A 25782-nucleotide genomic window follows, 5' to 3' on the forward strand; every position below is an offset into this window, starting at 1 on the left:
GTCTTTCCTCTGCCAGCAACTGATGCTCCCCGGTACGGGTCAGTCGCGCCAGTCCACCACCGCAGAGATCTTGCCGACAATGGTCCGCCAACCCAAACTCGCGGTCTGCGCACCGATCTTCTTCAGCCGTCGTCGACCCATGAACGCGCCGATCCCACCGTTGGAGGTGGCCCGCAACGCCTCGTCCAGGTCGTCGAGACTGGAGCCGGCGGAGAGCATGTCGAGTACCGCAGGCAGCCGCAATGCGTACGAGAGGTCACGCGCGACCTCACCTGCCTCGATCAGCAGGGTGGAATCCCACGTGTCGTGCCCGCCGCGCAGGTTCTCCACGACCAGGTCGAGCTCGTAGGTGTCCTCGTCGAGCGGAGCGATATCTGCCGGCTCCACCCGTTCGGACAATTCATTCCAGCTGTCCAGTTGGGACAGATCATTGGGCGCACCGGATCGGATGAAACTGACAAGCGATTCGGGGGTCTTGAAGAGCAGCAGCCTGCCCCGGTGGCTGAGGAAGACCGGCACCTCCTCGTCGTCCGCCTCGTCCGCGACGGCCTCCTCCGACTCGTCGTCGGTGTCGGCGGCGGCACCGTCACGGCGGCGACGGGTCGACTCCTCGTCCTCGTCCTCGGCGGCGAACTCCTCGGCCAGCTCCTCGTCGAGGATGACGACGGTCTCGTCGTCCTCCTCCTCTTCGATCGCCTGACGGCGGGCGAGGAACGGGTCGTCCTGGTCGCGCTCGGTCACGTCGGTCGGGGTCAGCGAGCTGGCCGGCCGGTACGCCCGGAGGGTGAAGCCGGTGCCGGCGGGCAGCGCGATCTCCACCGGGTCGATGCGCACCTCGTCCCAGAGTGAGCGGTCGATCGACGCCGACGGGCGGTCGGTCTCCTCGGTCTCATCTGGCTCGGCGGCGCCGGTGGTGTCGTCGAGCTCGGGCTCGTCGGCGTCGGGCCGTTGGGGCGACTGGCGGGCCACGCTGACCTCCGTGTGCTTCGGGTTGCCCACCCACCGGGGTCTCTGACCGGCGAGTGACTCTGGGCACATACCCTAGTCGGCGGCCCTGGGTGACCGATGCCCGCACCCCGAGGCCCGTTGGCGCACGGGCCCGACCTGCTGGTGGTCACCGCTGGCGAAGCGGTCGTTCGACAAGTAGCGTAGCTACGCATGAAGGCCCAGGCGCTGCACGGCCACCTCGACGCTCTGCTGCTCGCCGTGCTCGAACAGGGCGCGCTGCACGGCTACGCGATCATCGAGGCGCTGCGTGCCCGCAGTGACGGCAGTCTGGACCTACCCACCGGCACCATCTATCCGGCGCTCCGTCGGCTGGAACGCGCCGGCCACGTGGCGAGCACCTGGAGCACTGTCAGCGGCCGGGAACGGCGGACGTACCAGCTCACCGACTCCGGCCGGCGGGCGCTGGCCGGGGAGCGCGCCGGTTGGCGCGAGTTCCAACTGACCGTCGGCCGGTTCCTCGACCCCGGCAGCCCGCCCACCCCGGCCTGACCCTCCCGGTCTGGCGCCGCTCAGCGGGCGGTGGCCAGCAGCCAGCCGCGCGCCGCACGGGTCAGCGAGAAGTAGCCGCCACCCACCAACACCGTCCCGATGATCATCGGGGGCCAGTACAGCGCCGCGTCCCAGAGATCGAGTGACCAGGCGAAGAGGGCGCAGCCGGTCAGCATGGCGAGAGCCAGCAGGCCGGTCAGGCCGGCGCCCACCGCGCGTTGCATCAGGGCCAGGCCCGGTCGGGGCGAACGGGCGCTGGCCCAGACCACCAGCAGACCGACCACCGCGAGCAGCAGCGTGCTCATCCAGATCCAGTCGACCGAGTTGGAGAGCAGCAGGTAGCCGGCCGGCGGACGGGGGCCGTCGCTCCAGCTCGCCCCGCGCCAGGTCAGATCGCCGGCGGCCACCCCCACCCCGGCGACAGCCAGCATCCGCAGGGAGAGCCCGCGCAGGGCGGCCACCGCCAGCTCGGCCTGCCAGGAGGGGAGCAGCTGCGCCGGTGAGCCGAACTCGACCACCGCCCGGCGCTGCGCCTCGGTGGGCGGCACCCCGCTCTCGCGGTACGCCTCGACGGCGTCCAACAGCCCGTGCCGGGCCTCGGTCAACAGGCCGGACTTGAGTCGCGCCGGCCCCCGCAACCGAGCGGCCAGCTCCCGCAGGTGCTCGTCGACCAACACATCCTCAGCGCGCGCCATGGCACCACACTGCCATGGACTCCGACGGGTCGACGTCCGGGAGAACCCTGGTCCACCCCCGAGCCGGGTCAGGGGGCGAGCGCCAGGTAACCCCGTTCGGCGGCGGCCTGGAGCAGCCACTGGTCCCGGTACCAGCCCGGGGCGGCGACCAGCTCGGCGTGCCGACCGCGCTGGATCACCCGGCCGCCGTCCAGCACCACGATCTCGTCCAGCTCGTCCAGCCCACTGAGCCGGTGGGTGATCAGCAGCACCGAGTGCCCGGCGGGAGTGGCGGCGAGGACGGACGCGAGCACCGCGTCCGCGGCGGTCGGGTCCAGACCTTCGGTGGGCTCGTCGAGCACCAGCACCGGCGGCGCGGCGAGCAGGGCCCGGGCGAGCGCCAGCCGCTGCCGCTGCCCACCGGAGAGCTGCCCGCCCTCCTCGCCGACCAGCGTGTCCCAGCCCGCCGGCTGGGCGCGCACCCAGTCCAGCAGGCCGGCGGCGGCGGTGGCCCCGGCCAGCTCCTCCTCGTCTGCCCCGGCCCGCCCGAGCAGCAGGTTCTCCCGCACCGTGGCGTGGAAGACGTACGCCTCGGCCAGCAGCCCGCCGATCGCCCGGGGCAGCGCCTCCTCGGCGTACGCCGAGAGGTCGTGACCGTCCACTGTGACCCGGCCGGACGCGGGCCGGACGGTGCCGGTCAGCACGGCTGCCACTGTGCTCTTGCCGGCGCCACTCGGGCCGACGACCGCGATCCGGCGTCCCGCCGGCAGGTCCAGGCTGACGCCGTCCAGGGCGGGTGCCGCGCCGGCCCGGTACCGCACTGTCACGTCGACGAAGCGCAACTCGTGCGGGCCGGTCAGGTCCGGAGGACCGGTCGCGGGCGGCGCGGGCGGCGGGCCCGGGTCGAGCAGGTCGGCCACCCGGGCCAGGCCGGGCCGCAGCTGCGTCCACTGCCGGGCCGCCGTGACCAGCGCCAACGTCACCTCGACGGCGGCCAGTGTGCCGACGGCCAGGACGCCCACCAGCACCCCCGACACGTCGGCGGCGAGCGCGATCAGCACCACCGCCGCGGCGGTCACGCCGGCGGTCAGCACGCCGGCCGCGTCCACCGCGAACCCGGTGGCGGCCAGCCGACGTTCCAGCCGGGCCAGCCGGTGGGCGCGCTGCTCGGCGGCGCGCAGGGCCACCTCGGTCGCCCCGAACGCGGCCAGGTCGGCGGCGCCGTGGGTGAGGTCGATCGCGTCGGTGGCCAGCGCGCCTCGCAGCGGGGCCACCTCGGCCGCGCTGCGGCGGGTGAGCACGGTGGCCAACGCGGGCAGCGCCACCCCGGCGACCAGCAGCCCGACGGCCAGCGCGCCGGCGGCCGGTACGGAGATCAGCGCCGCCACGGCGACCGCCAGCGCCCCGACCACTGCCGCCGCCGAGGCGGGGACCAGCACCCGCAGCAGCAGGTCCTGAACGGCCTCCACGTCGGAGACCAGGCGGCTCAGCACGTCCCCCGAACGGTGCGTGGCACCTTGGCGGGCCGCCAGGGTGGCGAAGACCCGGGCCCGGACGTCGGTGATCATGCGGAGTACCGCGTCGTGCCCGGCGAGCCGTTCGGTGTAGCGGAACACGCCCCGGCTGATCGCCAGCGCCCGGACCGCGACGATCGCCACGGTGAGGCGGTCCAGTGGAGGCTGACCGGCGGCGCTCATCAGCAGCCAGGTGGCGGTGGCCATCAGGGCGAGCCCGGCGAACTCGGTGGCGGCCGCCAGCAGCCCGGCTCCGACCAGGCGGCCCAGGTACGGCCGGGCCAGTCGCAGCACGGCCCGCTCGGCGGTGGTCCCGGTCGCCTTGCGGTACGCGTCCCAGGGCACGGCCCGGCCGGTCACCGGCTCGTTTTCCCCGGTCATCGGGCGGCCCTCCCGGTCGGTTCGGGCGTCAACTCGGTGACCCGACCGTCCTCGATGCGCAGGATCCGGTCGGCGTCGGCCAGCAACGCCGGCCGGTGCGCGACCAGCAGCGCGGTCCGCCCGGCGACCAGGCGACGGGTGGCGTCGAGCACCATGGCCTCGGCTGCCGTGTCGAGTCGGGCGGTGGGTTCGTCCAGCAGCACCACCGGGGCGGCCCGCAGGAACGCCCGCGCCAGTGCCACCCGCTGCCGCTGCCCGCTGGACAGCCCGTGGCCGCGCTCGCCGAGCAGGGTGTCCAGGCCGTCGGGCAGGCCGGCCACCACGTCGTCCAGGGCGGCGTCGTGCACCGCGGCGGCGAGCGCGTCGGCCGGAGTGTCCGGTGCGCCGAGGCGGATGTTGTCGGCCAGTGAGGCGGCGAAGAGGTGCGCCCGCTGCGGCACCCAGGCGAGCTGCCGCCGCCAGGCGTCCGGGTCGGCGGCGGCGAGGTCCACCCCGTCCACGGTGATCCGGCCACTGGTCGGGGTCACGAAGCCGAGCAGCAGGCCGAGCAGGGTGCTCTTGCCGGCGCCGCTCGGGCCGATGATGGCGATCCGTTCGCCGGGCCGGATGGTCAGTGTCACGTCGCGCAGCGCGGTGGTCCGCTCGTACGCCACTGTCACCCCCTCGAACCGGATCTCGGCCCGCGCGTCCGGAACGGCGGCGCCCGCGGCGGCCCGGGGCGCGGCGGGTGCGGCCGAGACGGTCAACGCCTCGTCCAGCGCGGCCAGCCCCTCCATGCTGGCGTGGAAGCGGCTACCGGCGGCCCGCAGCGGCAGGTACGCCTCCGGGGTGAGCAGCAGCACCAGCAGCGCGGTCTGCAGGGCCAGCCCGCCGCCGAGCAACCGGATGCCGACCGGCACCGCTACCAGCGCCACCGAGAGGGTGGCGACCAGCTCCAACACCAGCGCGGAGAGGAACGCGATCCGCAGCGTCTTCATCGTGGCGACGCGGTGACCGTCGGCCATCCGGCGCACCACGTCGGTCTGTGCCCGGGCCCGCCCGAACGCGCGCAGCGTGGGCAGCCCGGCGACCATGTCCAGGAAGTGCCCGCCGAGCAGCGCGAGCCGCCGCCACTGCCGTTCGGTGGCGGCCTGCGCCTGCCAGCCGAGCAGTGCGCCGAAGACCGGGATCAGCGGCAGGGTCAGCGCGATGATCACCGCCGAGCTCCAGTCAGCGAAGACGACCCGGGCCAGCACCGCCAGGGGCACCGTCACGCTGAGCACCAGCTGCGGCAGGTATCCGGTGAAGTACGCGTCCAGCGCGTCCAACCCGCGCCCGGCGAGGGTGGCGATCTCGCCGGCCCGCTGCCCGGCCACCCATCCGGGCCCGTGCCGGCCCACCGCGCCGAGCAGGTCGGCGCGGAGCGTGGCCTTGACCGTGGCGGCGACCCGCGCGGAGACCGTGCCCTGCGCCCAGACCACTGCCGAGCGGGCGGCGACCGTGACCACGAAGCCGGCCAGCGCCGGCCGGTCCAGCCGACCGTCGATGGCGGTGGCCAGCAGCGACGCGAGCGCGGTGGCCTGCGCCACGATCAGCCCGGCGGCCAGCACGCCCAGGAGCGCGAGCACGGCAAGATCGCCCCGGGCCGCAGGGACCCGGCGCAGCAGACGCCTGTCGAACGGACGGCGACTCACCAGTACACCGGTGCCCTACCGTCGGTCCGTCCTCGGAAAACCCACCAGCACATCGCCTGGAAGCCTAGTAGGGCCGGAAGTAGCGGCAGCGCCACCCAGCCCAGCAGCCGCAGCGTCGGGGTGCTGGCGGCGGCGTCGGCCACCCGCAGCGAGGCGTCCGGGTCGGTCGTGGACACCAGCACGTAGGGCCAGAGAGCGGCTCCGACCAGCAGCACCGGCAGCGCCAGGGCCGCGCCGGTGGCGACCAGCGCCCACCCCGGCCGCCGCCGCGCCAGCGCCGCGCGGGCCGCCAGCAGCGCCGCCACCAGCAGCACCGGCAGGAGTACGGCCACCGCCGGCCGCTGGACGGCGTCGCGTACCCGGGCGGAGAGCAGGCCCACGACGGTGGCCAGGGCGACCGCGGCGAGCGCCACCGGCACCAGCCGGCGGGCCGTGCGGCCGACCACGGCGGCGGACTGCGCGGACAGCCGCAGGGTGAGGAAGGTCGCCCCGTGCACCGCGACCACTGTGACCCTGGCCAGCCCGGCGGCGGCCGCGACCGGGGTGGCCAGGTGGGTCACCCCGGCGACGTGCCCGTCGGCCTGGAGCGGTACGCCCTGCAGCAGCGCGGCGAGCAGCACACCCCAGCCCAGCGCGGCGAGGGCGCTGCCGATCACCACGACGCGGTCCCAGCGGGCCCGGATCCGCTCGTCGCTGGGCCGGCTGCGCAACTGCACCCCGACGGTGACCAGGATGACGCCGACCAGGGCGCCGACGACGGCCGGATAGCAGCCGGCGAGCAATTCGCCCTCCAGGAGGGGGAACGCGCCGAAGAGGATGCCCATGGTGGCCACCAACCAGGCCTCGTTGCCGAGGAAGAACGGGCCGAGGGCGGTGAGCGCCTCCCGCCGCCCGGCCGGACCGACGCCGCGGGCGAGCAGCAACCCGACCCCGTAGTCGTAGCCGGCGAGCACCAGGTAGCAGGCGAAGAAGAGGCCCAGCAGGGCGTACCAGGCGAGGTCCACTGTCTACTCCTCGGTGCTCAGATGAGGGCGGGTTCGGGGTGCGCCGGCTCGCTGGGCGGCGCCGGTGGGCGGCCGAGCGCCGGGTCGGCCGCGCCGCGGCTGGCGTGCCGGGCGAGCAGCACCCAGTTGGTGACGGCGAGGGTGCCCAGCAGCAGGCTGAACCCGATCAGTGAGGCGAGCATCAGCGGCGCGCTGACCGGGGAGACGGCCTGTTCGGCGGGGAGCAGCCCGTACGCCACCCAGGGTTGGCGGCCGACCTCCCGGGAGATCCAGCCGAGGATCACCGCGAGGAAGGGCAGCGGCAGGGCGAGCAGGATCAGCCAGAGCGGGAAGCGCAGTCGGATGATCCAGTCCCGGAAGAGCAGGGGCAGCAGCAACCAGACGCAGCCGAGAGTGAAGCCGATCAGGATCATGAAGCCCAGCCCGACGCTGGCCAGCACCGGCGGGGTGTAGTCGCCGGGGCCGAACCGGGCGGTCCACTCGGCGATCAGCGCCCGGCTCTCCGGGCTGTCGCCGCCGAACTTGGTCGGCTGCACCGCGCCGACCGGGCCGAACTGGGCGAAACCGAAACCCTGCACCATCGTGACGGCCAGTGCCGCGGTGACCAGGCCGATCCGGAGTGAGGTGCGGAAGAGCGCGAAGTCGGGGGTACGCCGGATCAGGTGCTCGGCGCTGACCGCCGCCATCAGCATCCCGCCGACCAGCAGTGCCGCCGAGACCACGTGCCCGAACGCCATGCCGAGGCTGGGGTTGGTGAGCAGCGCGCCGAAGTCGGTGAGGTGGGCGATCCCGTCGCGAAGTTGGTAACCCACCGGGTTCTGCAGCCAGGAGTTGGCCACCATGATCCAGAACGCCGAAGCGTACGCGGTGATTGCCACGCCCCAGAGCAACGCGAGGTGGACGCCCTTGCGGAGCCGGTGCCAGCCGAAGATCCACATTCCGAGGAAGGTGGACTCCAGGAAGAACGCCACAAGCGTCTCGATGGCCAGGGGCGCCCCGAAGACGTTGCCGACGTAGCGCGACAGGCCACTCCAGTTCAGCCCGAACTGGAACTCCATCACGATCCCGGTGGCGATGCCGAGCACGTAGTTGATCACGTAGAGCTGGCCCCAGTAGCGCGTCAGCCGCTCCCACTTCGGGTTGCCGGTGAGCACCCAGGCGGTCTGCATGCCGACCAGCAGGGTGACCAGCCCGAGCGTGACGACCACGAACAGGAAGTGGATCGAGGTCGTCGTGGCGAACTGCAGGCGGGCGAGGAGCAGGGTGTCCATGACCAGCCCTCCATAGCGTTGGCTGCCTTGTCGTAGCCACCCTACACGTAGGATTACTACATGTCTGTTTACTACGTCCTGTAGTAATAAAGTCTACGACAAGGCGTAGTAGTTATGGGACTGGGGAGAAGATCGTCGGGCCGGCGCGGCTGCCGGATCGGGTCAGCTCAGGAAGAGGGTGATCGGCAGGGCGACAAGCGTGCTGGCGACCGCGAGGGCGGTGGCACCGAGCACCCGGGGCGGCCGGTCACTGACCAGCAGGCGCTGCACCCGTACGTCGAGATCCCGGTCGCCCATGCCCAGCGCGCCGGCCGGGGTGATCCGGTGCCCGGCGGCGGCGAACCGGCGCAGCGCCCCCGCCAACGGAGCCTCGGCGTGCAACTCGCGGGCCTTGTCGTCGGCGCGCATCTCGACCAGCAGGGCGACCCGCTCGTGCGCGTCACGCACCCAGCCGAACCACGGCAGCGCCCGGCACAGCGCGGTGAACGGCAACAGCACCAGGTCGTGCCGCTCCTGGGCATGCGCCCGCTCGTGGCTGAGCACCGCGGCCAACTCGGCTCGGTCCAACAGGCTCAGGGTGCCGGCGCTGACCACCACCTGCGGCTTCACGCCCGGCAGGCAGTACGCGGCGGCGCTCGGATGATCCAGCACCAACGCGCCCGGCGCGGCCGGATCGTTCCGGGCGACCAGGGAGAGCAGGTCCCGGTGCCGACGCTGGGCGCGTACGGTGCCGTGGATGCTGCGCACCGTCGTCGTGACCAGCACCGCCCCGATGCCGAAGCCCACCCCGACGCCGGCCAGCTCGAAGGTGCCCACCCCCATCGGCAGCGCGCCGTGGGTGAGGTCGTTGGCCAGGGCGAGCAGTGCGCCACCGGTCGGCCGGTCGTACGCGCTCAACCCGAGCGCCATCGGCAGGCCCATCGCCGAGAGGCCCAGCGCCAGCCCGACGGCCTGCCAGCAGACGATCGCCACCCGGGGGCTGCGCCACGTCCAGGTGGAGCGGGCCAGCACCTGGGCGGTCAGATAGCAGGCCAGCATCGTGGCGGCGAAGTGCACGGCGTAGGCCATGGCGGGCGCCCTACCGCTCCGCTGCGTCGCCGGCGGGTCGTCGGCCCGCCTGCCTGTCCACCTGATCGGTCAGGGCCCCGCCCGCGTCGCCGCCGGTGGAGCCCGGCCCGGTCAGGCCGGCCTCGCTGCCCAGGGCCGCCCGCAACACCTCGGCCTCGGTGCCGGTCACCGAGCGGGCGAACCGGACCAGCGCGGCGTCCCGGCTGCCACCGAGGTCGAGGGCGTCGAGCATGAGCTGGGCGATGTGCGCCTCGCGGCTGGCGGCCGGACGGTACCGCCAGGCCCGCCCCTCCCGCTCCCGTTGCACCATGCCCTTGCCGGCGAGCCGGTCCAGCACGGTCATCACCGTGGTGTACGCCAACTCGCGACCATCGAGCGCGTCGGCCACCTCGCGCACGGTCACCCCGTCCGACGTGCCGGGAACCACGTCCCACAGCACGTCCATCACCGCACGCTCAAGATCGCCCAACCGAGTCACGAACCAATCCTACCCCCGGTAGTAGACCCCCCACCCACCCCTCCATGTCGATCATGAGGGTGCCGGACTGGCGCAAGATCCGCACAAGAACAGGGATGTTGCTGCCTCCAGCGCTTTGGAGACAGCAACATCCCGGAAGTTGCGCAGATCTCGGCCGCACCGACCGCAGACCCCGTTGACCGGCGACGCGACGTCGGGCAGGACCCGTGAGCCGACCCCACCCGACGGACCCGGCCCACGTCAGGTTTTCCGGGGGAGCCCGCCCACGCAGGGATCAAGCCTGACCGCCCGGAGTGGGCGGGCTCCCCCGGAAAACCGCCCGGCGCAACCTGGACAACCAAGAGGCCGGGGACAGACGATCACACCCCCTTGGGGTGCCACACCGTCTTGGTCTCCAGCAGCGCGGTCATCGGCGCCACCCCGGGGTCGGCGGTCCAGTCGTGGTCGGCCGGGGCCGGTCGGAGCACCCGCTTGAGGTTCTCGGCCGCCTTGACCTCCAGGTCGGTGGCGAGCGCGGCGTCGGTGACCCCGGTCAGGTCGATCGCGTTGACGTCCATGTGCGCGGCCAACGTCGGCGCGGTCTCGGTGATCGCGCCGGTGAGGATGTTGACCACACCGCCGGGCAGGTCGGAGGTGGCCAGCACCTCGGCCAGCGTCACCGCCGCCAGCGGCTCGGACGGCGACGCCGCCACCACCACCGTGTTGCCGGTGACGATCGCCGGTGCGATCACGCTGACCAGACCGAGCAGCGCCGGACGCTCCGGGGCGACCACGGCGACCACGCCGGTCGGCTCCGGCGCGGAGATGTTGAAGTACGGGCCGGCGACCGGGTTCGCGCCGCCGTACACCTGGGCGAGCTTGTCGGCCCAGCCGGCGTACCAGACCCAGCGGTCGACCGCGGCGTCCACCTCGTCGCCGGGGATGCCCAGGGCGACGAACTGCTCGCGGCGGCCCTCCAGCATCTCGGCGGCGCGGTAGAGGATCTGACCCCGGTTGTACGCGGTCGCGCCGGCCCAGCCCTTCACGGCGGCGCGGGCGGCGACCACCGCGTCCCGGGCGTCCTTGCGGGAGGCCAGTGACACATTCGAGGACTGCACGAGATACGACCGTCCCGACTCGCTGCGCGGGAACTTCCCGCCGATGAAGAGCTTGTACGTCTTGCGTACCGCGACCCGCTCAGACATTGAGGTAGCCCTCCAGCCCGTGCCGGCCGCCCTCGCGACCGTAGCCCGACTCCTTGTACCCACCGAACGGCGAGGTGGGGTCGAACTTGTTGAACGTGTTGGCCCAGACGACGCCGGCGCGCAGCCGGTCGGCCATCCACAGGATGCGCGAGCCCTTGTCGGTCCAGATGCCCGCCGACAGCCCGTACGGCGTGTTGTTGGCCTTCTCCACGGCCTCGGCCGGCGTGCGGAAGGTGAGCACCGACAGCACCGGGCCGAAGATCTCCTCGCGGGCGATCCGGTGCGCCTGGGTGACGCCGGTGAAGATGGTCGGCGCGAACCAGAAGCCCCGGTCGGGCAGCTCACACGGCGGTGACCAGCGCTCGGCGCCCTCGGCCGAGCCGGCGTCGGAGAGTTCCCGGATCCGCTCCAGCTGGGCGGCCGAGTTGATCGCGCCGACGTCGGTGTTCTTGTCCAGCGGGTCGCCGACCCGGAGCTGGGCCATCCGTCGCTTGAGCGACTCCAGCACGCGGTCGGCGACGTTCTCCTGAACGAGCAGTCGGGAGCCGGCGCAGCAGACGTGCCCCTGGTTGAAGAAGATGCCGTTGACGATGCCCTCGACGGCCTGGTCGATGGGCGCGTCGTCGAAGACGATGTTGGCGGCCTTGCCGCCCAGCTCCAGGGTCAGCTTCTTGCGGGTGCCGGCGACGGACCGGGCGATGGCCCGGCCCACCTCGGTGGAGCCGGTGAAGGCGACCTTGTCCACGCCGGGGTGCTCGACCAGCGCCCGGCCGGTGTCGCCGGCGCCGGTGACGATGTTGACCACGCCGGCGGGCAGCTCGGCCTGCTGGCAGATCTCGGCAAACAGCAGCGCGGTCAACGGGGTGGTCTCGGCGGGCTTCAGCACCACCGTGTTGCCCGCGGCGAGCGCCGGGGCGATCTTCCACGCGAGCATGAGTAGCGGGAAGTTCCACGGGATGACCTGCGCGGCCACGCCGATCGGCTGCGGGTTCGGCCCGAAGCCGGCATGGCCCAGCTTGTCGGCCCAGCCGGCGTAGTAGAAGAAGTGCGCGGCGACCAGCGGCAGGTCGACGTCGCGGGACTCCTTGATCGGCTTGCCGTTGTCCAGCGACTCCAGGACGGCCAGCTCGCGGGAGCGTTCCTGGATGAGCCGGGCGATGCGGTACAGGTACTTCGCCCGGTCCCGGCCCGGCATCGGACCCCAGACCTTGTCGTACGCCTTCCGGGCGGCGCGCACCGCGCGTTCCACGTCCTGGGCGCCGGCCTCGGCGATCTCGGCCAGCACCTCCTCGGAGGCGGGGTTGATCGACTTGAAGCTACCGCCGTCGGTCGGGTCGACGAACGTACCGTCGATGAACAGCCCGTACGAGGGTTTGAGGTCCACCACCGAGCGGGACTCGGGGGCGGGGGCGTATTCGAACATCGGCTATCAGTCCAGGGTGAAGTAGTCGGGACCGGAGTAGGTGCCGGTCGTCAGCTTGGTGCGCTGCATCAGCAGGTCGTTGAGCAGGCTGGACGCGCCGAAGCGGAACCAGTCCGGGTCGAGCCAGTCCGGGCCGACGGTCTCGTTGACCATCACCAGGTACTTGATCGCGTCCTTGGTGGTCTTGATGCCGCCGGCCGGCTTCACGCCCACCTGTCGTCCGGTCGCCGCGCGGAAGTCGCGGACGGCCTCCAGCATGACCAGCGTCACCGGCAGCGTCGCCGCGACCGGAACCTTGCCGGTGGAGGTCTTGATGAAGTCACCGCCGGCCAGCATGGCCAGCCAGGAGGCCCGGCGCACGTTGTCGTAGGTGGCCAGCTCGCCGGTCTCCAGGATCACCTTGAGGTGGGCATCCCCGGAAGCTTCCTTGGTGGCCACGATCTCGTCGTAGACCTCCTTGTACCGCCCGGCCAGGAACGCGCCCCGGTTGATCACCATGTCGATCTCGTCGGCGCCGGCCGCGACGGCGGCCCGGGTGTCGGCCAGCTTGATCTCCAACGGCGCCTGACCCGACGGGAACGCCGTCGCCACGCTGGCCAGGTGCACGCCGCTGCCGGCCAGCACCTCGGCCACGTGCGGGACCATCGCCGGGTAGACGCAGACCGCGCCGACGTGCGGGCAGGACGGGTCGGCCGGGTCCGGGCGCAGCGCCTTCGCGGCTAGCGCGCGCACCTTGCCGGGGGTGTCCGCCCCCTCCAGGGTTGTCAGGTCGACCATCCGGATCGCCAGGTCGATCGCCTGGGCCTTGGCGGTGGTCTTGATGGATCGGGTGCCGAGCTGTGCCGCCCGTTGCTCCGCGCCGACCTGGTCCACGCCGGGCAGGCCGTGCAGGAAGGTCCGCAGAGCGGTCTCGGATCGTCCCAGCTCGGAGAGCTCCGACCGGGCCGACGTCGTTGTCGCCGTCATGCCGAGAAGTCTACGCACGGAACCGCCGAGTGATCTTGGTCACGACCGCTCGGTGACCCGCCGACGTGAGCGGCGTCCCTGGTCCGACCGCACCCGCACCGCCGCGCGCTACGGACCGGTAGGTTGAGCGATCGTGGACGTACACGTCATTGACCACCCGCTGGCCCAGTCCAGGTTGACCGCCATGCGGGACGCGCGCACCGATTCCTCGACGTTCCGGGCGGCGCTGCACGAACTGACCACCATGCTGGTGTACGAGGCGGCGCGCTCCTTCCCCGTCGAGCGGTACCCGGTGGAGACGCCGGTCACCGGCACCGAGGGCACCCGGCTGGCCAACCCGCCGCTGCTGGTCCCGGTGCTGCGCGCCGGGCTGGGCATGGCGGACGCCGCGCTGGGCCTGCTGCCCGAGTCCTCGATGGGCTTCGTGGGCCTGGCCCGTGACGAGGCCACCTACGAGCCTCGGGCGTACATGGAGTCGCTGCCGCGCGACCTGGCCGGGCTGCCGGTGCTGGTGCTCGACCCGATGCTGGCCACCGGCGGCTCGCTGGAGCACTGCTGCCAGCTGCTGGCCGACCGGGGCTGCACCGACATCACCGTGCTCTGTGTGCTCGCCGCCCCGGTCGGCATCGCGCGGCTGGAGCGCTCCGGCCTCCCGTTGCGCCTGGTCACCGCCTCGATCGACGAGGGGCTCAACGACCGCATGTTCATCGTCCCCGGGCTCGGCGACGCCGGCGACCGCCAGTTCGGTGGCATGCCCCGCTTCTGAGGCGTTGCCCGGTCGGTGCCGGATCCGGCGGGTCCGCGCGCGCTGGTGCGCGGACCCGCTACCGTTCTCGGCCATGACTGGTGTTGCGCTCGCCGAGGAGCTGCTGCTCCTCGCCTACGACGACACGACCGGCAAGGCGACCATGCCGCGGATCAGCCTGGACCTGGGCATGGCCGCCGCGGTGCTGGTCGAGCTGGCCCTGGCCGGCCGGATCGCGTACGCCGACGGCTCCCTGACGGTGATCGACTCGACGCCGACCGGCGAGCCGTTCAGCGACGACGTTCTCAGCCGGATCGCCGCCGACACTCCGCACACCCCGGCGTCCTGGGTGCAGCGTCTGCGGCACGGCCTGCGTGACCGGATCCTCGCCGACCTGTGCCGGCAGGGCGTCGTCCGGGACATCGACGAGACCGAACTGGGCTTCATCCACGTGCACCGTTACCCGGTGGTGGACTCCTCCGTCGAGGCGGAGACCCGGCAGCGGCTGGCCGAAGCGCTGACCGGTGCGGCCGCCCCGGACGAGCGGACCGCCGCGCTGGCCACCCTGGTCGTGGTGCTCCGGATGGAGTCCGCGCTCGGGGTGAGCGGCGAGGCAGCCGCCGACGCCCGCCGCCGGTTGACGGAGATCGCCACCGGCGCCGGGTTCTCCGGCGAGGTGAGCACCGACGACTCGGTGGTGCGCCCGTCGGTCGGCCTGGTCGTCGCCGCCCTGGCCACCGCCGTCGACCAGGCTCTCGGCCCGCGCCGCTGATCGTCGGGTCGCATCCCGTTCGGTCCGCGCCGCCGGCTGGGTCGCACCTCGCTCGGTCCGCGCCGCCGGCTGGGTCGCACCTCGCTCGGTCCGCGCCGCCGGCTGGGTCGCACCTCGCTCGGCGTGCCCTTTGCTCTGCACCCGCCCAGGCACCACCCACCGACGCACCCCACCGACGCACCCCACCGACGCACCCCACCGATGCGCCACCCACCGACAGGTGAATGGCGCTTCCGCGGGTGCAGAGCAAAGGGCGGACTTGTCGCGGGTGGGGGTGGGGGTGGGGTGGGGGTGGGGCCGCGGGGTTCAGATGCCCAGGGCAGCGCTGACCTCAGCGCGCAGTTCGGCGACGGCCGACGCCGCCCGGCTGCGGGCCGTCCGCACGTCACCGTCCGCGACCGGTTCCACCACCTCCAGGTACGCCTTGAGCTTCGGCTCGGTCCCGGACGGGCGGATCACCACCCGGGCCATCGCGGTACGCAGGATCACCACGTCCGACTCGGGCAGTAGGTCCCGGACGCTGTCCACCGGCTGCCCGAGCAGGGTGGCCGGGGTGGCCGCCCGGATCCGGGCCATCGCGTCGGCGATGATCCGCAGGTCGTCCACCCGGGCGGAGAGCTGATCGGTGTGGTGCACGCCGAACTCGGCGGCCAGCTCGTCCAGCCGGTCGGTCAACGTACGACCCTGCGTCTTCAGGCCGGCGGCCAACTCCGCCACGGTCAGCGCGGCGGTGATGCCGTCCTTGTCCCGGACGTGCTCCGGGGCGACGCAGTAGCCGAGCGCCTCCTCGTAGCCGAAGACCAGCGGCGCGCTCCCGCCGCCGGCCCGCACGATCCACTTGAAGCCGGTCAGCGTCTCGTCGTACGGCAGGCCCCGGGCCGCGCACATCGCCCGCAGCAGCGACGACGACACGATGGTGGTGGCGTAGAGCCCGGTCACCCCCCTGCGCATCAGGTGATCGGCGAGCAGGACACCCACCTCGTCGCCGCGCAGCATCCGCCAGCCGTCGCGGTCGTCCCGGACGACCACCGCGCAACGGTCGGCGTCCGGGTCGTTGGCGATGGCGAGGTCCGCGCCGGTCGAGTCGGCCAGCGCGATCAGCCGGTCCACCGCACCCGGCTCCTCCGGGTTGGGGAACGACACGGTGGGGAACGCCGGGTCCGGCTCGGCCTGGTCGGGCACCACACCGGGGGTTGGGAAACCCGCGCGGGCGAAGGCGGCGGTGAGCACCGCCGCGCCCACCCCGTGCAGCGGGGTGTACGCCACAGTCAGGTCCCGTGGCCCGTCCGGGTCGATCACCGCGGCGGCCCGTTCGACGTACGAGGCGGCCAGGTCGTCGCCGAGCACCTGACCGGGCTCGCCGAGCGGCACCTGGGTCAGCGGCCCGACCGACCGGATGGCCGCCTCGATCCCGGCGTCGGCGGGCGGCACGATCTGCGCGCCGGCGCCCAGCTCGCCACCCAGCTCCGCGCCGAGGTAGACCTTGTAGCCGTTGTCCTGCGGCGGGTTGTGGCTGGCCGTGACCATCACTCCGGCGACCCCGCCGAGGTGACGCACGGCGTACGCCAGCACCGGGGTGGGCAGTGGGCGGGGCAGCAGCAGCGCCGGACGGCCAGCGCCGGTGGCCACCTGGGCGGTGCGCTCGGCGAACTGCCGGGAGCCGTGCCGAGCGTCGTACCCGATCACCAGCGGGCCGGTGCCACCCTGGGCCGCGAGCCAGGTGACCAGGCCGGCAGCGGCCTGGGTGACCACGGCGAGGTTCATGCCGTTCGGGCCGGCGCGCAGCGGGCCGCGCAGCCCCGCCGTGCCGAAGGTCAGCGGGCCGGCGAACCGGTCGGCAAGCTCCGGGGCGCTCCCCGGCAGCCCGTCCAGCACCGCCGTCAGCTCGTCCCGGCTGGCCGGGTCGGGGTCGTCGGCCAGCCAGCGCCGGGCTTGTTCGCGAATGTCGTCGATGTCAGTGGTGTCCGCCGCCATGCCCCTTGATAGCACGGCGGCGGATCACCCCTGGCGGTTCCCTCCGGCTCAGCCGTCCCCGGTGAGCTGGAACGTCCGCGCCATCTCGTCGAAGATCGGCTTGCTCTCGGCGAACTTGGCGTCGGTGGCGGTCAGGTAGAACGAGTACGCCTTGCCGCCCTCCGCCACGCCCCGCCAGACGCCGTGCCGCATGGCCTCGCCCTCGCCGCAGGTGTACTCGAATTCCGCGGCGGGCTTGCTGGCCAGCTCCGTCTCCGTGGCGCTGACCTGCGCGTACGGCTTGACGCAGGAGGTGCTCCGGGTCTTGAGACCGTTCTCGGCCGTCTCCGCCCACCGGGCTGAGCTGCTGGTCCACTTCTCGGTGATGATGCGAACCTTGCGGCCGCTGTCCTCCGGGTCGATGTAGTCGGTGTACGAGCCGCCGGTGGCCTTCTTCCAGCCCTTCGGCACCATGACCTGGATCCCGCGGGCCGTGTGCTCCTGCATCTCGACGGTGGAGGTCGCCGGGGTGGAGGCGGTGGGCTGCGCCGCCGGGGTGTTCGGCGGGGTCTTGTCGTCGCCGCCGGAGAGCGCCACCGCGGTGAGCAGCAGCACGACGACCAACCCGCCGGCCGCGGCGAGCTGCACCTTGCGCGGCCAGCCCTTGACCGTGGTGACGAGCTGACCCCCGGTGGCCCGGGCCTTGTCCAGAGCGCTGCCGCCCGAAGCGGCGGGCGGGGAGGCCCAGGGCTGGCCGGTGCCCGGCACCGACCACTGGTTGCCGCCGCCGTAGGTGCCGCCGATGCGCTGGGTGGCCTCCGGTGCGCCGCCGTACCCGACCTGCTGGGTGGCGTCGGCCGGGCTGCCGTAGCTGACCCGCTGGGTGGCGTCGGGTTGGCCGCCGGCATCCACCCGCTGGGTGGCGTCCGCGTTGCCGCCGTAGGTGCGCCCGGCCGCCGGTCGGCCCGGTGCCGGCATCGCGCCGGTCGGCGTGTGCAGCGGACCGGCCAACGCGTCGGCGCTGGTCTCGTCGAGCCCACCGGTGGTGCCGTCCGGGCGAGCTGCCTGGGGGCGCTCGCCCCGGCGCAGCGCGGCCAGCCGGTCGGTCAGCGACTCACCCGCGGCCAGCATCGCCGGGCCACCGATCTGGCTGTCCGGCTTCGGCTCCGGCTGGGGCGGCGGGAGGACGGGCACGGGGCGCTGCTGCACAGGCACCACGGCGTACGGGTCGGTGACCGAGTGCACAGCCGTCGCCGTGCTGCCCAGCGGGCCGGCGAGCAGCTCGCGCAGCATGGCCCGGGAGGTGTGCACGTCCAGCCGGCGCGCCGGGTCCTTCTCCAGCAGACCCATCAGCACCCGGGTCAGCGGGCCGCTGCGCTGCGGCGGGGCGGGCGGGTCCTCCACCACGGCGTGCATGGTCTCGATCGGGTCGCCCTTGTCGAACGGGGGCCGACCTTCGACCGCTGTGTAGAGCGTCACGCCCAGCGAGAAGAGGTCGCTCGGCGGGCCGAACTCCTGGCCCATGGCCCGCTCGGGCGAGATGAAGTGCGGCGAGCCGAGCACCATGCCGGGGGTGGTGAGCTGCACGTCGGTGGGCATCCGGGCGACCCCGAAGTCGGTCAGCACACAGCGCCCGTCGGTGCAGATCAGCACGTTGGCGGGTTTGACGTCGCGGTGCAGCACGCCGATCGCGTGCGCGACCTCCAACGCGCCGAGCAGCGCGATGCCGATCTTGGCGACGGTGCGGGGCGCGACCGGCCCGTCCTCGATCACCATGTCGGCGAGGCTGCGGGCGTCCAGCAGCTCCATCACGATCCACGGTCGGCCGGCCTCGGTGACCACGTCGTACACCTGCACCACCGCCGGGTGCTGGATGGCGGCGGCGGCGCGGGCCTCGCGCAGGGTGCGTTCGTACATCGCGTCGCGGTCGCTGGGGGCCAGCCCCGGGGGCAGGACGACCTCCTTCACCGCCACGTCACGGCGCAGCAGGGTGTCTGTGGCGCGCCACACCGTGCCCATGCCGCCGTTGCCCACCGAGGACCGCAGCGAGTACCGGCCACCAATGGTGGTGCCGGGCGCCGCTCGTCCGTTGGCGGGACTGACTGGTCCGCCGCTCCACGTCGGGATCTGAGTCACAGAAAAGCCACCGGGGAAATCGAGGGGGGCTGGGACACAACCCCCCTATCTTGCTGGTTCCGACGCCCGATGCGAAAGCCGACGCGACGGACGTTTATCGAAGTCGACAGAACGTGCCCTGTCGTTCACCTGGTGTCGACCGGTCGGGACGCACTGTGCGGTATCCCTCACCCGACGACGTGGCCAGGCGTCCTACCATCCGGGGATGAACCAACGGCGGTCAAGCGAGTCCGGTTTCCCGATCAACGGCGTCTACACGGAGGCCGACCTTCCGGAAGACCTGGACTCCCGGCTCGGCAGCCCCGGCGAGTTCCCGTACACCCGGGGTGTCTACCCCACCATGTACACCTCCCGTCCGTGGACCATGCGCCAGTACGCCGGCTTCGGCACCGCCACCGAGTCCAACGCGCGGTACCACCAGCTGTTGCGGGCCGGCACGATGGGCCTCTCGGTCGCGTTCGACCTGCCGACCCAGATGGGCTACGACTCCGACGAGCCGATCGCGCACGGTGAGGTCGGCAAGGTGGGTGTCGCGATCGACTCCATCGAGGACATGCGGCTGCTCTTCGCCGACATCCCACTGGACAAGGTGTCCACCTCGATGACCATCAACGCGCCCGGCTCGGTGCTGCTGCTGCTCTACCAACTGGTCGCCGAGGAGAACGGGGTGCCGGGGACGGCGCTCAACGGCACCATCCAGAACGACATCCTCAAGGAGTACATCGCCCGGGGGACGTACATCTTCCCGCCGAAGCCGTCGCTGCGCCTGGTGGCCGACACGTTCGCGTACTGCCGCAAGGAGGTGCCGAAGTGGAACACGATCTCCATCTCCGGCTACCACATGGCGGAGGCCGGCGCGACGCCCGCGCAGGAGATCGCGTTCACCCTGGCCAACGGGGTGGAGTACGTGCGGGCGGCGTTGGCCGCCGGGCTGGCCGTCGACGACTTCGCGCCCCGGCTGTCGTTCTTCTTCGTGGCCCGCACCACCCTGCTGGAGGAGGTGGCCAAGTTCCGCGCCGCCCGGCGGATCTGGGCCCGGCTGATGCGGGACGACTTCGGCGCCAAGGATCCAAAGTCGATGATGCTGCGGTTCCACACCCAGACCGCTGGCGTGCAGCTCACCGCCCAGCAGCCGGAGGTGAACCTGGTCCGGGTGGCGGTGCAGGGGTTGGCCGCCGTGCTCGGCGGCACCCAGTCGCTGCACACCAACAGCTTCGACGAGGCGATCGCGCTGCCCACCGAGAAGGCGGCCCGGCTCGCGCTGCGTACCCAGCAGGTGCTGGCCTACGAGACGGACCTGACCAGCACCGTCGACCCGTTCGCCGGCTCGTACGTGGTGGAGGCGATGACCGCCGAGATCGAGGCCGCCGCCGTCGAGTTGATGGAGCGGGTGGCCGACCACGGCTCGGCGGTGGACGCGATCGAGGCCGGGTTCCAGAAGCGGGAGATCGAGCAGTCCGCGTACCGGATCGCCCAGGAGATCGACTCGGGGGAGCGGGTGGTGGTCGGGCTCAACCGGTTCACCGTGGACGAGGAGGAGCCGTACGAGCCGCTCCGGGTCGACCCGGCGATCGAGGCGGCCCAGGCTGACCGGCTGGCCCGGCTGCGCTCCGAGCGGGATGCGGACGCGGTGGCGCGAGCGCTCGCCGATCTTCGCGCCGCCGCCGAGGGCACGGAGAACGTTCTGTATCCGATGAAGGAGGCGCTGCGGGCCCGGGCGACCGTCGGTGAGGTCTGCGGGACGCTGCGCGAGGTGTGGGGGTTGTACCGGCCCACCGACCGCTTCTGAGCGCCCGGTCACGATCGCGGGCACCGGGACGCGGTGTGTCCAACGGGCTCGGCGGGTATCCGCTCGGTGAGCCGGGACGCACACCGTGTGCGCCCGGGGCGGGCCCGTGCGTGTGAGCGTCCTTATCCGGCTCGTTGCGCGGTGTGGTCGGCTAATTGTCGGAGTGTCAGTTCACCACCCCGACTAATGCGACAATTTGGCGACGAGGCTCCGACCGGCGCCGGGATTCGTGATCGCCGCGATCGGTTACGCGTTGTAGGAGGTGAGGGGCTGATGACGGCGTTTGACCGTGATCTACCTGCTGTCTCTCAACTCTTCAATGCCGCTCAGCAGGGCATACGTGACTCTGCGCGGTCCGATCATTACCGTAACGAGGTTGCGCAGCGTCACCGTCGGAGGTCTAGGCTGTCTGCTGTCCCCGATGATCCATCCATTCCTAGTGATCGAGAATTCGACGTGACGAGTGCGTTGACGCTGCCCACGGGTGGCCAGCTGGCGTCGTCCTGGCCGGAGACGCCACCCGGATCCCAGCCCCTGCCCCGCGAGCTGGATCACCTCCTCGCGCTCCGGGTACCGGGGCTGATCGCTACGCGCCGCCACCTTCACTCGCACCCTGAGCTCTCCGGCAACGAGTTCGAGACGGCCGCGCTGATCGCCCGGGAGCTGTCGCTGGCCGGGCTGAACCCGCGCCTGCTGCCCAAGGGCAACGGCGTGATCTGCGACGTCAACGGCCGGCCGGACGGTCCGGTCGTGGCGCTGCGCGCCGACATCGACGCCCTGCCGTTGGATGACCCCAAGGACGTCCCGTACCGGTCGACCGTGGAGGGCGTCTGCCACGCCTGCGGGCACGACGTGCACACCTCGATCCTGCTCGGCGTCGGCATGCTGCTGGCCCAGCTCGCCGACCTCGGCGAGCTGGACGGCCGAGTCCGGCTCATCTTCCAGCCGGCCGAGGAGATCCTGCCCTGCGGTTCGCTGGAGGTCATTGAGGCCGGCGGCCTGGACGACGTGGTGCAGATCTTCGCGCTGCACTGCGACCCGAACCTGCCGGTGGGCCAGGTCGGCCTGCGGGTGGGCCCGATCACCGCGGCCGCCGACAACGTGACCGTCCGACTCTCCGGCCCGGGCGGGCACACCGCCCGCCCGCACCTGACCGTCGACATGGTCGACGCGCTCGGTCGGCTGATCACCGAGGTGCCCGCCCTGGTCAGCCGCCGGGTGCCGGCCAACAGTGGCCTGCTGCTGGTCTTCGGCCACGCGTCGGCCGGCACCCGCTACAACGTCATCCCGTCCGAGGCGAGCGCCTCCGGCACCCTCCGGGTGATGGACCGCGACACCTGGGAGCAGGCACCCAAGATCGTCGCTCAGGTGGTGCGGGACGTGATCGCGCCGACCGGCGCCACCGTCGATCTGGAATACCTGCGCGGCCGACCGCCGGTGTGCAACGACTCCCGCGCCATCCAGGTGCTGACCGCCGCCACCGCCGCCGCACTCGGCCCGGACGGGATCGCCGAGACACCGCAGAGCATGGGCGGCGAGGACTTCTCCTGGTATCTGGAGTACGTCCCCGGCGCCCTCGCCCGGCTCGGCGTGGGTCGCTCCGGCCCGAACATCGACCTGCACCGCGCGAGCTTCGACGTGGACGAGCGAGCCATCCCGGTCGGCGTCCGCGTCATGGTGCAGACCGCGTTGCGGGCACTGGCGGCGGCGCGCTGACCGTCGCGACCAGGGCCGGGGACCTGCGCCGGCGGCGCAGCACCACCAGCAGCACCCCCAGCGGTACGCCGAACGCCACCAGCCAGGGCAGCAACGCGCCCAGCACCGTGAGCAGGACGGTCATCGAGGCGACGAACGCCTTCCAGCCGCCCCTGAGCCCGACCAGGAAGCCGGTCTCGGCCTCCTCCTCGGTTGCCTTCGCCGCCGGCCCGGCCAGCGACACGGTGATCGTGGAGAGGGCGGTCAGGTCGGCCAGGCGTCGCTTCTTGGCCTCCAGCGAGGCCAGGTCCGCCTCCCGGCGACCCAGCTCGTTCTCCAGCGACACCAGGTCGGTGATCGAGGTGGCCCGGGCCAGCAACCGGCGGGCGCTGTCCACCCGGGCCCGCTGACTGGTGATCCGGGCATCCAGGTCGACGGTCTCCTCGGTGACGTCCTGAGTGTTGATCTCCCGGTTCTGCTGCCGACCGAGCTTCGCGATCTCCTCCACCACGCCGGTGAACTTCGCCGCCGGCACTCGCAGCTCCAACTCCGCCACCGCGTCGGCGTCCGCACTGCGCCGCTGGTCGCCGCCGACGAAGCCGCCGGCCCGGGTGGCCACGGCGGCGGCCTCCCGGGCGGCCGAGTCCACATCGTTCACCTGCACCCGCATCGTTCCGGTGTAGATGATCGCCCGCTGGTCGACTCGCAGGTCCGGCGCGCCGGCACCGGCCCCCTCCGGTGCGCCCGCGGCGGCGTCCCGGCCCGCCTCGCCCCCGTTGGCCGCTGGCGCCTCGGCCGCCGAACCAGCGGAGTCCTGCGCGCCCCTGTCGCCGGCACCGCATCCCGTCAACGCCAGCGCCGCCGCCAGTGCTGTCGCCGCCAGCAGCGCACCGCGGCGTCGTCCCACCTGCCCGTCCATCCCCGCTCCCATCGTCGTCAACCGGTGTGGCGATAGCTCGGACGCGACGCGCACGCCGGCTGGTTCCGGCAGACTGCGCTGAGGACGTCACGATTCGATAATCGAGGAGTCACGATGCGGCTCACCAAGTACGCCCACTCCTGCCTTCGGGTGGAACACGACGGGGGAGTGCTGGTCGTCGACCCTGGGGTGTTCAGCGACACCACGGCGGCGTTGGACGGCGCGGACGCGGTGCTGATCACCCACCAGCACCCCGACCACCTCGACCTGGCGGCGGTGCGCCTCCAGCTCGACCGACAGCCGTTCCCGATCCACGGGCCCGCCTCGCTCGCCGAGGCCCTGGGCGACATGGCCGACGTGCTGCGCCCGGTCAGCGTCGGTGAGTCGTTCACCGCCGCCGGGGTGGCCGTGCGCGCGTACGGGGGGCGGCACGCCGTGATCCACCCCGACATCCCGGTGATCGACAACCTCGGCTACCTGATCAACGACGTGGTCTACCACCCGGGCGACTCGTTGGTGGTGCCCGACGAGACCCCGGTCGACACGCTCTTCGCGCCGATCCACGCCCCGTGGTCGAAGTTCTCCGAGGTGGTCGACTTCATCCGCGCGGTCGCACCGCGGCGCGCGTACGCCCTGCACGACGCGCTGCTCAACGACAACGGGCTGGGCGTGCTCGACAGGCAGTACACCGCGCTGTCCGGCACCGAGTACCAGCGTCTGGAGCCCGGTAGCCGGGTGGACGTCTGACCCCCGATGCCCGGCCTCTCCGCGGAGCTGGTGCAGCAGCTCTACCGCACCCCACCGGACCGGTTCGTGGCCGCCCGGGACGCCGCCGTGGCCGAGGCCCGCCGGGCCGGCGACCCGACCACCGCCCGACAACTGGCCCGGTTGCGTCGCCCGACGGTGGCCGCCTGGTTGGTCAACCTGCTCGCCATCCGGCGCCCGGAGCTGGTCGCCGATCTGGTGCAGCTCGCCGACGCCCTGCGAGTCGCCCAGCGGGAGTTGCGCGGGCCCCGACTGCGGGAGCTGTCCGCGCAGCGCCGGGCGGTGGTCGGCGCGCTGGTCGCCGAGGTCCGCAAGCTCGCCGCGGCCGAGCCGGACGCGCCACCGGCGAGCCGGCTGCCGCTGGCCGAGGTGGAGGCGACGCTGAATGCGGCGTTCTCCGACGTCGAGGTCGCCGAGCAGGTGCGGGCTGGCCGACTGCTCCGGGCGGCCAGCTACGCCGGCTTCGGTGAGGTGCCCCGGCCACAGCTGCGGCTGGTCACCGGTGAGGACGAGGAGCGCGAGGAGGAGCGTCCGGCCCGCCGACCCGGTGCCCAGCGGGGGCGTCCGGAGGCGACACCCCGCCCGGATCGGGCGGCCGAGCGCGCCGAGGAACGGGCCGCCGAGCGCGCCGAGCAGGCCGAACGGGCCGCACAGCGGGCAGCCCGAGCCGAGCGGGCCCGGCAGCGCCGCGCCCTGGACCGGGAGCTGGCGAAGGCCCAGGCCGACCAGGAGCGGGCCGAGACCGAGCTGACCGAGGCGACCGGGCAGGAACGCGACGGTGTGGCCGTACTCGATGGCCTTGAGGCTGAGCTGGCCGAGCTGGAGCGGCGGCGCGCGGTCGCCGAGCAGGATCTCAGCCGGGCCAAGCTCGCCCGGCGGGCCGCCGAGCGGGCGGTCACCGTGGCTCGGCGGCGGGCCGGTGAGGTCGAGGCGGCGGTCGAGGCACTGGCGGCCGAAGAGGGGGATGCGGACGTGCGCGGTGGCGCGGCAGACTGACCATCGATGGACGACGACGAGTGTGCGCGCCGTACACGGCGGGTGGCCCCGGGGTGGGGCGTGGTCGTGGTCGGGGCACCGCGGTGACTCCGGAGCAGGTCGCCGCCGCCAGCAAGCCCGTCGTCCTCGACCTGGGCGACGCCTTCAGCCGGGACTCGACCACGTTGCGCCGGGCCCGACTGCTCGGCATCTCCGGCTGGGCCTTCTACATCAGTGGCCGGGCCGGCGCGCTCGGCGATGTGCGGGCCGAGACGGCCGCGGCCGCTCTCGGGTTCCTCGCCCCGGACGCGGTCGCCGACGGTTGGGACGCCGCCGCCCGGGTCGTCCCGCCGTTCGAGGTGGCCGCCGCGAGCCTCGCCGAATGCTGCCGGTGGGGGGCGCAGCAGCTCGGCCCGCTGCCGGGCACCGAGCGCCTGTCGGCGCTCGTCGAGCGGGCCGTGGTCGCGGCCGAGGCCAGCGGGATGCCGCTCTTCGCCGCGTGGCGGGCCATGCCGCTGCCGGATCTCTCTCCCGGGGCCCGCACCGCCGCCGGGCTGCGGCTGCTCCGGGAGCACTTCACCGGCGCCTACCTGCTGGCGGTACGCGCCGCCGGGATGACCCCGCTGGAGGCCGTGCTGGCCGGGCCGGAGGGTGAGGCCGGGGCGGTGGCCTGTGGCTGGCCGCCGCCGTACCCGCCGATCGGGCCGTTGGTGCGCCGCCGACTCTGGGCGGAGGCGGTGACCAACCGGTTGGCCGCGCCGGCGTTCACCGCCCTCGGCCCGGCCGACGGCGCGGAGTTGGTGGAGTTGCTGCACCGCACCCGGGCCGACCTCGGCTGAGCCTCCCGCCGGCCAGAAAATGGGCGGCACCCCGAGCAGGTCGGCTGCCAGGATGTCCTGT

General features: G+C 73.0%; 22 protein-coding genes. 8 read left to right on the top strand and 14 right to left on the bottom strand.

Translation table 11 applies throughout. From position 1 onward, the window contains the following. Nucleotides 1-39: 39 nt before the first annotated feature. Nucleotides 40-999 carry a DNA primase gene (locus tag ABZU52_RS12750; protein WP_354971196.1) on the bottom strand — a complete coding sequence of 320 codons (960 nt, stop codon included), beginning with the start codon at nt 997-999 and terminating at the stop codon, nt 40-42. A 159-nt stretch (nt 1000-1158) separates the two neighbouring features. Between ABZU52_RS12750 and ABZU52_RS12755 the strand changes: the two genes are divergently transcribed. Then, nucleotides 1159-1497 (top strand): helix-turn-helix transcriptional regulator, encoded by a 339-nt coding sequence (locus tag ABZU52_RS12755; RefSeq protein ID WP_091394524.1) that lies wholly within the window; start codon nt 1159-1161, stop codon nt 1495-1497. Between the two features lie 20 nt (nt 1498-1517). Here ABZU52_RS12755 and ABZU52_RS12760 read toward each other — a convergent pair whose 3' ends face one another. The 10 genes from ABZU52_RS12760 to deoC form a co-directional block, all read right to left on the bottom strand. Continuing rightward, complete coding sequence (locus ABZU52_RS12760; protein ID WP_354971197.1) at nt 1518-2192, bottom strand: permease prefix domain 1-containing protein; 675 nt, start codon at nt 2190-2192, stop codon at nt 1518-1520. A 68-nt stretch (nt 2193-2260) separates the two neighbouring features. After that, nucleotides 2261-4066, bottom strand: a complete 1806-nt coding sequence (cydC, locus tag ABZU52_RS12765; protein ID WP_354971198.1) for a thiol reductant ABC exporter subunit CydC — start codon at nt 4064-4066, stop codon at nt 2261-2263. Then, entirely contained in the window at nt 4063-5739 is a 1677-nt protein-coding gene (gene cydD, locus ABZU52_RS12770) for a thiol reductant ABC exporter subunit CydD (RefSeq protein WP_354971199.1), read from the bottom strand. The genes cydC and cydD overlap by 4 nt, the downstream gene beginning before the upstream one ends. Continuing rightward, complete coding sequence (locus ABZU52_RS12775) at nt 5736-6743, bottom strand: cytochrome d ubiquinol oxidase subunit II (protein WP_354971200.1); 1008 nt, start codon at nt 6741-6743, stop codon at nt 5736-5738. Before ABZU52_RS12775 ends, cydD begins: the two co-directional genes overlap by 4 nt. A gap of 17 nt (nt 6744-6760) precedes the next feature. After that, nucleotides 6761-8014 carry a cytochrome ubiquinol oxidase subunit I gene (locus ABZU52_RS12780; RefSeq protein WP_354971201.1) on the bottom strand — a complete coding sequence of 418 codons (1254 nt, stop codon included), beginning with the start codon at nt 8012-8014 and terminating at the stop codon, nt 6761-6763. 162 nt (nt 8015-8176) lie between these two features. Next, on the bottom strand, nt 8177-9082 hold the full coding sequence (locus ABZU52_RS12785) for a M56 family metallopeptidase (RefSeq protein ID WP_354971202.1): 906 nt from the start codon (nt 9080-9082) through the stop codon (nt 8177-8179). A gap of 10 nt (nt 9083-9092) precedes the next feature. Next, the gene (locus ABZU52_RS12790; protein ID WP_354971203.1) at nt 9093-9560 is read right to left on the bottom strand and encodes a BlaI/MecI/CopY family transcriptional regulator; all 468 of its coding nucleotides are present in this window, start codon (nt 9558-9560) and stop codon (nt 9093-9095) included. A gap of 359 nt (nt 9561-9919) precedes the next feature. Continuing rightward, a complete protein-coding gene (locus ABZU52_RS12795; protein ID WP_210818811.1) occupies nt 9920-10744 on the bottom strand; it encodes an aldehyde dehydrogenase family protein in 825 nt (274 codons plus the stop codon). After that, a complete protein-coding gene (locus tag ABZU52_RS12800) occupies nt 10737-12167 on the bottom strand; it encodes an aldehyde dehydrogenase family protein (RefSeq protein ID WP_354971204.1) in 1431 nt (476 codons plus the stop codon). Before ABZU52_RS12800 ends, ABZU52_RS12795 begins: the two co-directional genes overlap by 8 nt. 6 nt (nt 12168-12173) lie before the next feature. Next, entirely contained in the window at nt 12174-13133 is a 960-nt protein-coding gene (deoC, locus tag ABZU52_RS12805) for a deoxyribose-phosphate aldolase (RefSeq protein WP_354971205.1), read from the bottom strand. Nucleotides 13134-13266: 133 nt separating this feature from the next. Here deoC and upp point away from each other — a divergent pair, with 133 nt between their 5' ends. Together upp and ABZU52_RS12815 are read left to right on the top strand one after the other, a co-directional pair. Further along, nucleotides 13267-13899, top strand: a complete 633-nt coding sequence (gene upp / locus ABZU52_RS12810) for a uracil phosphoribosyltransferase (protein WP_354971206.1) — start codon at nt 13267-13269, stop codon at nt 13897-13899. 73 nt (nt 13900-13972) lie between these two features. Continuing rightward, nucleotides 13973-14650, top strand: coding sequence for a GPP34 family phosphoprotein (locus tag ABZU52_RS12815; protein WP_354971207.1), 678 nt, complete (start codon nt 13973-13975; stop codon nt 14648-14650). Nucleotides 14651-14956: 306 nt separating this feature from the next. Here ABZU52_RS12815 and ABZU52_RS12820 read toward each other — a convergent pair whose 3' ends face one another. Further along, complete coding sequence (locus ABZU52_RS12820) at nt 14957-16624, bottom strand: phospho-sugar mutase (protein ID WP_354971208.1); 1668 nt, start codon at nt 16622-16624, stop codon at nt 14957-14959. Nucleotides 16625-16672: 48 nt separating this feature from the next. Continuing rightward, nucleotides 16673-18739, bottom strand: coding sequence for a serine/threonine-protein kinase (locus ABZU52_RS12825; RefSeq protein WP_354971209.1), 2067 nt, complete (start codon nt 18737-18739; stop codon nt 16673-16675). A gap of 205 nt (nt 18740-18944) precedes the next feature. Here ABZU52_RS12825 and ABZU52_RS12830 point away from each other — a divergent pair, with 205 nt between their 5' ends. Further along, on the top strand, nt 18945-20528 hold the full coding sequence (locus ABZU52_RS12830; protein ID WP_354971210.1) for a methylmalonyl-CoA mutase family protein: 1584 nt from the start codon (nt 18945-18947) through the stop codon (nt 20526-20528). Nucleotides 20529-20984: 456 nt separating this feature from the next. Then, a complete protein-coding gene (locus ABZU52_RS12835) occupies nt 20985-22244 on the top strand; it encodes an amidohydrolase (protein ID WP_354971211.1) in 1260 nt (419 codons plus the stop codon). On the opposite strand, the gene ABZU52_RS12840 is transcribed toward ABZU52_RS12835, so the two are convergent. Next, nucleotides 22201-23163 (bottom strand): DUF4349 domain-containing protein, encoded by a 963-nt coding sequence (locus tag ABZU52_RS12840; RefSeq protein ID WP_354971212.1) that lies wholly within the window; start codon nt 23161-23163, stop codon nt 22201-22203. The two genes, ABZU52_RS12835 and ABZU52_RS12840, sit on opposite strands and share 44 nt — an antisense overlap. Before the next feature lie 93 nt (nt 23164-23256). Between ABZU52_RS12840 and ABZU52_RS12845 the strand changes: the two genes are divergently transcribed. The 3 genes from ABZU52_RS12845 (at nt 23257) to ABZU52_RS12855 (ending at nt 25721) form a co-directional block, all read left to right on the top strand. Then, the gene (locus tag ABZU52_RS12845) at nt 23257-23889 is read left to right on the top strand and encodes an MBL fold metallo-hydrolase (protein ID WP_354971213.1); all 633 of its coding nucleotides are present in this window, start codon (nt 23257-23259) and stop codon (nt 23887-23889) included. 6 nt (nt 23890-23895) lie between these two features. Continuing rightward, entirely contained in the window at nt 23896-24903 is a 1008-nt protein-coding gene (locus tag ABZU52_RS12850) for a hypothetical protein (RefSeq protein ID WP_354971214.1), read from the top strand. Between the two features lie 83 nt (nt 24904-24986). After that, nucleotides 24987-25721: a hypothetical protein gene (locus tag ABZU52_RS12855; RefSeq protein ID WP_354971215.1), complete on the top strand. Its 735-nt coding sequence runs from the start codon at nt 24987-24989 to the stop codon at nt 25719-25721. Nucleotides 25722-25782: the final 61 nt, after the last annotated feature.

It is taken from the genome of Micromonospora sp. NPDC005220 (assembly GCF_040607895.1).
Classification (GTDB): domain Bacteria; phylum Actinomycetota; class Actinomycetes; order Mycobacteriales; family Micromonosporaceae; genus Micromonospora.